The following is a 9,624-nucleotide window of genomic DNA, read 5'->3' as shown; positions in this document are numbered from 1 at the left end:
TCGGAGGCGAAAGTAGTGACTGATTTAAATTTCCAACTATAGTCATACCAGCATTTTTAGTAGATTATTAACGGTCAACCTTTTAGTTAGGGTTTAATCTTAATACCGTTAAAGTAAGCGGCAAGGTTAGCAGCTTGTTCAACGTTAACACTCATACCACGAGCCATCTGGGGTTCCAAGTCGATCTGGGTGAAGTGGCAGGTGCTGAGATCGATGTTTTTGAGGGATGTTTGGCTAAACGTGGCGTGTTCCAGTTCACAGTTCAGAAACTTGACGGTTGTGAAGCGATTATCCATCAAACTGGTGTCTGTTAAGCGACAGTCTTCAAACGTCGTGCTTTTGAAACGCATTTCGCACAGCATGCCTAAGTCAATTGCGCAGTCGTTAAACGTGACGTTGTTGAGGAAGGCACCGGTTAAGTTGATACCGATCATCTTACAGTGATTGAACTGAACACGTAGCCAACTCGCCTTTTCAAACTGGCAGTTGGAGAGGTCACAGTTGTTGAAAATTACATCAGTCAGGTCGAGTCGTTCGAAATCACTGGCGGTGAAGGTGACTTTTTCAAAAATAACTTGATCGAACATCGGGTGGGTCAGTTGTTGATTACTGACATCCTCATCAATGACATGGTAGCCGTGCAGTAGTTGGTCCTCATCCTGTTGAATATCGAAGAAGGAGCCGGGTGTTAATTCAGTTGTTATCAGTCGTGGTTCTTGCATAGGCTCACCTCGGAAGTTTTAAGTCTAAGCATAACATGATACTGAAGATTGTGTTTGCTAAGCTCGTCTTCCAAGGTGAGGGTGAGTGGCTATTGTTTACCTGTATACTGGCAATTACTGATTATTTTTGCGATCAGCTCGCATTATTAAATAAATAATTACTAGCATGATACCAAAAGCTAATTGATGTAACGTGCTGAACGGATGCTGGATTTGTGGTATCAGTACAAATCCAAAGGTTACCAGTAGAATTGGACATTTATATTTGGTGAGTATTCTAATAATTAGGTGGTGTGGGGATTTTTGTTGTAAGCGATAAAGCACGACAGCAAGTAGCATAAACATTAACAACATGAGCGTTGAATAGGAATAAGACATTTAAACCTCTTTTAAAATCAGACTAGGGTAACTAGCAACTTGTTGCAAAGTCATGTTAGCATTCGTGAAACCTAGTAATCTTCAATTTTCTGAAAAGATTGTGTGTGATTTTTGAAAAGAACGTAACGATTTGATTGAGTGATTGGCTTAGTTCGTCAGTGTATGGAAGGTTTGGTCTTCAGTCATTATCTAAAAATTAACCAAAACAAAAGGGAGCCAGTTCAGCTCCCTAAATAAATTCAGTTTAATTAAAATAATTCTCCAAGAAGACCGCCACGCCATCTTCATCATTATTTAGTGTGTCATGATCAGTAGCCGCTTTGACGGCTGGAATCGCATTGTCCATGGCGACACCGACGTTAGCTGCTTTTAACATGCCAAGGTCATTTTCTTCATCACCGAAGGCCATCAAGTTACTGTAATCTTCATTGAAATGGCTCAACAGGGACTGTAACCCGCTGGCTTTATCCGTATGGGGGGGCAAGAATTCAAGTAAGTTGCGTCGTGATGGGACGACGTGGAAGAAGTCTGTAATCGAACTTGGCAACCCGGCTTGCACCGTCTTGGCATCCTTGCCAGCACTGACGACTTTACCGAACAAGTCATTATCAGGTAGATCCGCAAACGCAACGTTCTTGAACGGCATCAAGCCCTTTAAGAAGTCCTCATAAGGTGACTTACCGAGGTCGGTGATTGAATAGACTTGTTGCAAGTCAATGACGTCAAGGAAGAAGCCATCTTGTTGTGCCTGTGCGAATAGTGGTAACAAATCTTTTTTAGTTACACTGGTACGTGCCAACACGTCACCAGTCGTATTCTGCTGTACCAAGCCACCGTTAAAAGTGATCGCATAGTCAGTGGGCTGATTGAGTTCTAGTTGTTGCAAGTAAGGCTGGATGGCCTTGATCGGACGTCCTGTACATAGCACGATCCGTTTACCATCGCTGTGAAGCTGTTTCAAGATGGCTTCGGTTCGTGGCGAAATCGTCTTTTCAGAAGTCAGTAACGTGTTATCCAAATCTAAAGCAATTGTCGTAATCATTGTGATCACACTTTCTTAGTTGAGGTTTAAAATCTTTTTGATAGCGGTAGCCATTTGATCAACTTCGGCACTGTCTCGATGGCGAACAGGTGCTTCACGCAAGCTGGTAACGGCAGCTGGAATTGGTACGTTGATCAATTCATGGAGCTGATCAACCGCTGCAAGGCCATCAAGCGTGCTAGGCGTTCCTGTAATGGCACTTAAGACCGCTTGTGGGAACTTATAAGGGCTAGCCGTAGAAACGACTACCATTGGCCGAGTATCCTTAGTCGCAGCTCGGTACTGTTTGGCCACTTCTGAGGCAACGGCGGTGTGTGGATCAATCGTGTAATGATGAGTATGGTTCAAATGGTGAATCTCATCTTGATCCTGATGTTCGGTAACAAAACCGGCCCAGAAATCCTGTAAGTTGGTTCGCATTTCAGAACTGATCGTGTAACTCCCCTTAGTCTGCAGGTCATGCATAAGGTTGGCCGTAGCCACGGGATCTGATCCGGTTAAATAGAAGATCAGCCGCTCCAAGTTGCTAGAAACTAAGATATCCATCGAAGGTGAGCTAGTTAGATGGAAGTCGCGATTCTTATCGTAAGTCCCGGTATTGAAGAAATCAGTCAAGACGTTGTTACGATTGGAGGCACAGACTAATTTGTGAATCGGTGTGCCGAGTTGCTTAGCGTAGTAACCGGCTAGAATATCGCCAAAATTCCCAGTGGGTACGCTGAAATTGATGGTATCGCCATTTTTAATCTGCCCCTGTTTGATCAACTGCGCATAAGTGTAGACGTAGTAGGCCACTTGTGGGAATAGGCGGCCGATATTGATCGAGTTGGCGCTGGAGAATTGGAGCTGGTGAGCAGCTAGTTCAGTGTGCAGTTGTTGGTCATTGAGCAGTTCTTTGACCTTAGTTTGAGCTTCGTCAAAGTTACCATTGATGGCAATAACGTGAGTGTTAGCACCAGTCTGCGTCACCATCTGTTGTTTTTGAATGGCACTGACGCCGTCCTTAGGATAGAAGACCACGATTTTAGTTTGATCGACATCCGCAAAACCAGCCATCGCAGCCTTACCCGTATCACCGGAAGTGGCTGCTAAAATGACGATTTCAGCGTCTAGCTGATTTTTCTTAGCCGCAACGGTCATCAAGTGTGGCAGAATCTGTAATGCTAAGTCCTTGAAGGCGATCGTTGGTCCATGGAACAGTTCAAGGTAGTACTGCTGACCGTGTTTAGTGACCGGTGCAATCTGGGGGTCATCAAATTGTGAGCCGTACGCTGCGTCGATGCAGGCGTGTAATTCAGCAGGGGTGTAATCGGTAAAGAAGAGCTTTAAGACCTCGTAAGCAACTTCTTGGTAACTCATGGTTGCTAACTGATCAAAATCAAAGTTAGCTTGGGGCAATTCAACCGGAACAAATAGGCCACCGTCGGGAGTTAATCCCTGGAGAACTGCTTGCGAAGCCGTCATAGTGTGGCTTGCAGTTTCGCGGGTACTGCGATAAAGTGTGTTCATGGATAACGTCCTTTCAATATGATTTTGACTAAATCATACACTAAATTACGGCAAAATGGGGTGCTTTTCACTAAAATCATCACGTGTTTGGCGTAAAATATTTAGCAAGAAATGAAACCGATTACATAAAAGAGGAGAATTTAACGATGCAATTAGCTGGAATCAAGCACCGCCCCGAAAGTGAAGATACCGCAATCTTAGCGGATCACCAATTATTGTTACGACTGCAAACGGCTTTGGACGACGTTCGGAGTGTCGAGGTATTGTACGGTGATATGTATTTATGGCAGGATGGTACGCCGCTCATCCATGCGCAGATGCAGTTGGGACTAGCGACCCAAAGCAACCAATACTGGACATTACCAGTGACGTTGCCAACCAACCGAATGGTGTACGCTTTCTTAATTACGGATCAAAATGGTGACACCATGGGCTACGGTGAGGGTGGCTTTTTTGACGATACTGAAACCAATTGGCAAACGGCGGGAAATTACTTTCACTTACCTTATTTGCATTTGAGTGACGCGGAATTGCCACCAACTTGGGTTAAAGATACGGTTTGGTACCAGATTTTTCCAGAACGTTTTGCCAATGGAGATCAAACAAATGATCCAACTAACGTTCAACCATGGGGCCAGGGTCCCGTTCGTCGGGATTCATTTTATGGCGGTGACTTGAAAGGGATTATTGATCATCTGGATGATTTAGCTGAATTAGGCATCAATGGACTGTACCTCTGCCCAATCTTTACGTCACCATCTAATCACAAATACGATACGGTTGATCACTTCGCAATTGATCCACACTTCGGCACCAAGGCCGACTTTCAAGCACTAGTTGATGGGGCCCATGCTCGTGGCATGCGCGTTATGTTGGACGCCGTGTTCAATCATTTCGGCGATCAGTCCCCACAGTGGCAAGATGTAATCAAAAATGGTCGTCAGTCGCGTTTTGCCGACTGGTTCCATATTCATGACTGGCCAGTTGGACGCGATGCTGAGACAGGGCAGCTGAATTACGAGACGTTTGCGACCGGGGCAGCGATGCCTAAGGTCAATACGCAAAATTCGGATGTTCAAGACTATTTAATTGACGTGACGAAGTATTGGATTGAACAATTCAATATTGATGCGTGGCGTTTTGACGTTGCTGATGAAGTGGATCATGGCTTCTGGCGGCAACTCTGTGGGGCTTTACGAGCAATCAAACCGGATGTTTATTTATTAGGGGAAGCTTGGCACAGTAGTCAGGCACTGGTTGGCAACGGTCAGTTTGACGCCGTGATGAATTATCCGTTGACGCAGCCGATTCCAGCGTTATTCAATGGTGACTTGAGTCTGGAAGATTACGTGGGTAAGACGAACCTTGAATTGATGATGTACCGGCAACCGCAGCAACAAGCGATGTTTAATGCCATTGATACGCATGATACGCTGCGGTTACTGACTACTTTAAATGGTGACTTGGTTAAATTCCGAGCTGCGCTAACACTCTTAATGTTGTTGCCGGGAAGTCCTTGCATCTATTATGGAACGGAAGTTGCCATGGCAGGCGGTGCGGATCCGGATAATCGCCGTTGCATGAATTGGCAGCCGGATGCCACGCAACAAAAGATGACAGACTTTGTGCAGCGGTTGATTAAGTTCCGCCGTGAGCATACGGAATTATTGGCGTCTGGTCAGTTAAATTGGCAAGTTAGTGGGGAGTACTTAACCTTAACTCGTACTGACGGTCAAGTGACGTTGCATGGGTGCTTTAACTTGGGTGAAACGACGGTCCAACCCAAATTAGCAGGGACAATACTGTTAGACGGTGGCATGACTGAGCGGCAGTTAGCGCCAGGTGGCTTTGCATTGATCAAAGCGTAAAAAAATAGTCATCCGAAATTTTTCGGATGACTATTTTTAGCGTAACCAGACGATCTATTTAGCAGGTACGGGTTTGATGGCACGACCCTGAATGAATTCGATTACAATTAAAACCACGTAGCAAATTAGGACAATGCCTAAGAGGTTGGTCGTTTTAACGGTGCTAGATAGCCAGTAGTATTGCCAGTCTTGATTATTGAAGACCCACCATACTAGTAAGCCAGCAATGGCTCCTAATGTATTCATAATTGCAATAAAGAAAATGTTGCCGTTTTGTTTTTGACCAGCCCAATATGCGGTTAAGATAGCCATCCAAACGCCCCAGACAATCAAAGCAACCACAACAATCCAATAAATTAATGATGCGATCATACGTGCTCCTTCTTTCTACAAGTTAATAGTTTTATTTTACCATGAATTCGATTACATTGGGAGCCGTTCAGTGATATTTTTCACAAACTATCGGAGAATTAGCAGATTGTTTTTTGGTGGATTACTTGTTATTTAAGGCTGAGTTATTTACAATTAGAACATAATAATGTAATTGAGAAAGGGTTGGCAACCAATGACTTCTGCATGGAATTGGATTGGAATCATTGCTTGGATTGTAGTATTAGTGTTAGTTGTGTGGGCCTTTCATGATATTCGGGTGCGACGCATCAAGATGATCGTGGAGCGTAAACACACGTTTGAATGGGGAAATCTGATTGTTACGCTGGTTGAACTAGTCGTTAGTTTAGGCTTACTAGTGGGTATGGGAAGTGTGACTTTTAATCAACGAGTTGATTTATCTGATACGAAGTCGGTTAAGGTCAGTTATCAATATGAACCCTTAGTCTTACGGGTAGGATCAGCGGGATCGTACTACGTTGCGGTCGATCAAGGGACGGATAAGAAGCCGGTTCACATCTATAATTATTGGGTCAATGGGGCTAAGTATACGGTCTCTAGCAACAAAGCAACGGTTGTAACTGATCTGTCACAGATCAAAGTGGCAGATGCGGGGATTCCATGGTCACAAAAAGCATTGACCAAACAGGATCAGCAACATGAACGGGCTTACGTGGTCAAATTGACCGCGACGTATAAGCCATCTTTCTGGAATGGTCTCGGAGTTCACGTGGGTCATCAAGCAATGACTCGTTGGTTGATCCGGGTTCCAGCACAGTCATTTGTTAATACGACGGATGTTAAAGTTAATTAGAAGCTAAAGCGGAGTAAATCTAGGGTGGTATTGGCCTAGGTTTACTTTTTTTAGTTATTAAATATTTGGATAACAATGCTTTTTTTAATGAATATTGTCCTAATTATAGGGTACAATAACAAGGTAATATTTTTATAGGCTGATTAGTTCACCTATTTAATCGTATGATTGAGAGAAGGAGCAAGTTGATGATTAGTGAACCAAGCAGCCCGTTAGTTGTTTGTGGTGTCATCGGCGATTCGACGACGATGATCGTTAATAAGAGTCTAACGGGGCCGTTCAAAAACCGTTATGACTTAGTAACGATGCCAATAGTTGGCGGAATCGCATTGAGTGAGGCCGTTAACAAGGTCACACAACTTCAAACGGGATTACAAACAATCATTTCTAAACAGTTAGGTACCGTGCAGTTCACGATTCCCACGTTGGCAGCCTTGGCAATACCAACAACTTTGATCAGCATCTTTTATTTACTGGAACCAGTTGGGGGACAACTGATAACGAAACGCCCAAGCTATACCACTGCATTATCAGCTGGTGCTGCGCGGGTAGCGTTAGCGCAACTGAACTGGCACAATAGTTCACCAGCGGTAATGCAGGCCAAACGTTTCTTATTGACCGGAGCTTTTCCGACAGATGAACAACATATTGCGGGGTATACGATTCATGAACAGCAGCAATTCATCAGTACGGATGTTTGACAAGATTATGAACAAGTTGTAGTTTATAGTCAGTTTAAATAATCGATTGATGAGGCGCATCACTAAATTTGCGATCTGAGTGACAGACTAGTCTGATTTGAGGGTTGCACACGTGTTAAGCGTTAATATTCAAGAAATAAACCAAGTTTGGGCTTTTGACCCAAACTCTTTTTTATTTTTAGCAAAGAGGGGATTAGGATGGAACGAGCCGCTTTTATCAAGCAGTATGCGACTGATCGCAAACAGACCAATTCATTGAAATGGGACGCACTCAAGGAACGTTATGGGAATGCCGACTTATTGCCAATGTGGGTTGCTGACATGGAGTTCAAGGTGCCTGAAGCCGTGACGCAAGCGTTGATGGATCGGGTCACGCACGGCGTATATGGTTATTCATTTACACCGGATAGTTATGGGCAAGCGCTCATTGACTGGGAACAGAGTCGGCATGGGATGACATTACAAAAAGACTGGCTACGGTTCGGTAGCGGTGTTGTCAATTCACTGTACGCGCTCGTTAACATCCTGACCAATCCGGGTGATGGCGTCTTGATTTTAACGCCCGTTTACTACCCATTCTTCAACGCGGTGCGGGATAATCACCGTCAGCTAGTGACGTCTGAACTGGTTAATGATCAGGGACACTATACGATTGATTTCGAAGATGTGGAACGTCAAATTAAGAATAATGAAGTACGCTTGTTCATTCAATGTTCACCGCATAATCCAGTAGGCCGAGTGTGGACGGAAGCTGAGGAGACACGGTTATTAGCGCTGTGTGAACAGTATAATGTATTAGTCGTTTCGGATGAAATTCATCAGGACTTAGAGATTGATCCAGTGCAGCACCCGTTTGTATCGGCATTAACGGTGGCGGATGGTCGTTTTAGTGATCGGGTAATCGTTGTGAATTCACCTTCCAAAACGTTCAATGTTGCCTCGCTGTTAAATTCGCACGTGATTATTCCTGATGCTGAGTTGCGCACTCGCTATGATGATAATATCGGTCGGTTCAGTCAAACGGAGATCAATGATTTAGGCCAGGTTGCGGGACAAGCGGCTTATGCGCATGGAGCCGAATGGCTGGAACAAGTCTTGGATATTATCCGTGATAACTATCACTACTTACAGACGACTTTTGAGGCGCAAGCGCCCAAGTTAGTCGTGGCAGACTTGCAAGGAACCTATTTGACGTGGCTCGACTTACGGGCTTACGTTGAACCAGATGAGATTAAAGCTTTTATTCAAAATAAGTGTGGCTTAGCTGTTGATTTTGGTGAATGGTTCAGTCCACTTGATCAGGGCTTTGTTCGTCTGAACTTAGCAACTGATCCGAAAAATGTCCAGCAAGCTGTGCAGCGAATTGTCACGGCGATTGCGGAGCGTAGTTAATAAAAAGATTCCGACACAAATCTGTGTGGGAATCTTTTTTAATGACCTTTATTAGTTGCTGTTTGCCGTTTAAGCAAACGGCGTCGTGCCACTTCTCGCCGAATGAAGGAGTAGGCGAGAAGGGCGAACGTTGCTGTGGCAATGATGAGTGCCACCTTAACAAAACCGAAGATCCAGAAAAAGACCGCGATGGCAAGGGTACAGTAGATGAGTAGAAACATGGGAAGCCCTCCTTCAATGTGATTAGATTATTTAATAACACCATTGTACTGGTAAAAAATAACCATCTCGTGATTGAAATTTGAATTTTCTGTTAATTCTGGCGCCCATGCTTGTCATTTAGTCTGAAATTAGGTTATAAATGTGACTCAGTTGCGGTAGCGTCGATTTAATCGCCGTTCGTTAGCTTGTTCTAATTGAGTCGATGTTAACTGATAAGTGGTAGCTGCTTGTAATTTTTCGATACCGATTTTTAAAGCTCCTAGTTGAGTGATATCCGTAATAGTAGCCGTTAATTTGGGTGTGAGCTGCTCGAATAGTTGCAGCTCAGGTTTCAATGTTTCAGTAACTTGTTGATCGTATTGTTGCTGGCTGAGACTGTGGGTCTGCCAGCGGGTGACGCGGGCTAGCAAGGTTAATGCTTGGTTGGTAAGCAAGCCAACTAAGTAGTCGGCTTCTTGATTAGTTAGGTTCATGTGGACACTTCCAATTTAGATTAGTTAATTAACCTAAATAGTAGCACGAACGTCTTTTTAATAGAAATTGAATGCAATAGTTGGAAGTTAATTATTCAATGAAAGTGTTGGTA

The 9,624-nt window shown here is 44.1% G+C and carries 10 protein-coding genes; 4 read left to right on the top strand and 6 right to left on the bottom strand.

Annotation, left to right across the window (positions count from 1 at the left end; translation table 11 throughout):
- Positions 1–86: 86 nt before the first annotated feature.
- The 3 genes from ACG95_RS10180 to thrC form a co-directional block, all read right to left on the bottom strand.
- Positions 87–722 (bottom strand): pentapeptide repeat-containing protein, encoded by a 636-nt coding sequence (locus ACG95_RS10180; protein WP_048000405.1) that lies wholly within the window; start codon positions 720–722, stop codon positions 87–89.
- A gap of 622 nt (positions 723–1,344) precedes the next feature.
- Positions 1,345–2,142: a Cof-type HAD-IIB family hydrolase gene (locus ACG95_RS10170; protein ID WP_048000403.1), complete on the bottom strand. Its 798-nt coding sequence runs from the start codon at positions 2,140–2,142 to the stop codon at positions 1,345–1,347.
- Positions 2,143–2,157: 15 nt separating this feature from the next.
- Entirely contained in the window at positions 2,158–3,651 is a 1,494-nt protein-coding gene (gene thrC, locus ACG95_RS10165; protein WP_048000402.1) for a threonine synthase, read from the bottom strand.
- A 146-nt stretch (positions 3,652–3,797) separates the two neighbouring features.
- Here thrC and ACG95_RS10160 point away from each other — a divergent pair, with 146 nt between their 5' ends.
- Positions 3,798–5,519, top strand: coding sequence for a glycoside hydrolase family 13 protein (locus ACG95_RS10160; protein WP_048000401.1), 1,722 nt, complete (start codon positions 3,798–3,800; stop codon positions 5,517–5,519).
- 54 nt (positions 5,520–5,573) lie between these two features.
- Here the strand turns inward: ACG95_RS10160 and ACG95_RS10155 are convergent, their stop codons facing one another.
- Positions 5,574–5,891, bottom strand: a complete 318-nt coding sequence (locus tag ACG95_RS10155) for a hypothetical protein (RefSeq protein WP_048000400.1) — start codon at positions 5,889–5,891, stop codon at positions 5,574–5,576.
- 193 nt (positions 5,892–6,084) lie between these two features.
- On the opposite strand from ACG95_RS10155, the gene ACG95_RS10150 reads away from it, so the two are divergent.
- From ACG95_RS10150 to ACG95_RS10140, 3 genes are all read left to right on the top strand, one after another.
- Complete coding sequence (locus ACG95_RS10150; protein ID WP_048000399.1) at positions 6,085–6,723, top strand: LVIS_2131 family protein; 639 nt, start codon at positions 6,085–6,087, stop codon at positions 6,721–6,723.
- Positions 6,724–6,911: 188 nt separating this feature from the next.
- Positions 6,912–7,424, top strand: a complete 513-nt coding sequence (locus ACG95_RS10145; protein WP_048000398.1) for an NUDIX hydrolase — start codon at positions 6,912–6,914, stop codon at positions 7,422–7,424.
- Between the two features lie 198 nt (positions 7,425–7,622).
- The gene (locus ACG95_RS10140) at positions 7,623–8,816 is read left to right on the top strand and encodes a MalY/PatB family protein (RefSeq protein WP_048000397.1); all 1,194 of its coding nucleotides are present in this window, start codon (positions 7,623–7,625) and stop codon (positions 8,814–8,816) included.
- Between the two features lie 38 nt (positions 8,817–8,854).
- Here the strand turns inward: ACG95_RS10140 and ACG95_RS10135 are convergent, their stop codons facing one another.
- A complete protein-coding gene (locus ACG95_RS10135) occupies positions 8,855–9,037 on the bottom strand; it encodes a hypothetical protein (RefSeq protein ID WP_048000396.1) in 183 nt (60 codons plus the stop codon).
- A gap of 147 nt (positions 9,038–9,184) precedes the next feature.
- Positions 9,185–9,511, bottom strand: coding sequence for a hypothetical protein (locus ACG95_RS10130; protein ID WP_048000395.1), 327 nt, complete (start codon positions 9,509–9,511; stop codon positions 9,185–9,187).
- Positions 9,512–9,624 lie beyond the last annotated feature (113 nt).

The sequence above is a fragment of the Lactiplantibacillus herbarum genome (genome assembly GCF_001039045.1).
Lineage (GTDB): Bacteria > Bacillota > Bacilli > Lactobacillales > Lactobacillaceae > Lactiplantibacillus > Lactiplantibacillus herbarum.
The sequence above is the reverse complement of the archived record's forward strand: the minus strand, read 5'-3'. Positions and strand labels throughout refer to the sequence as shown.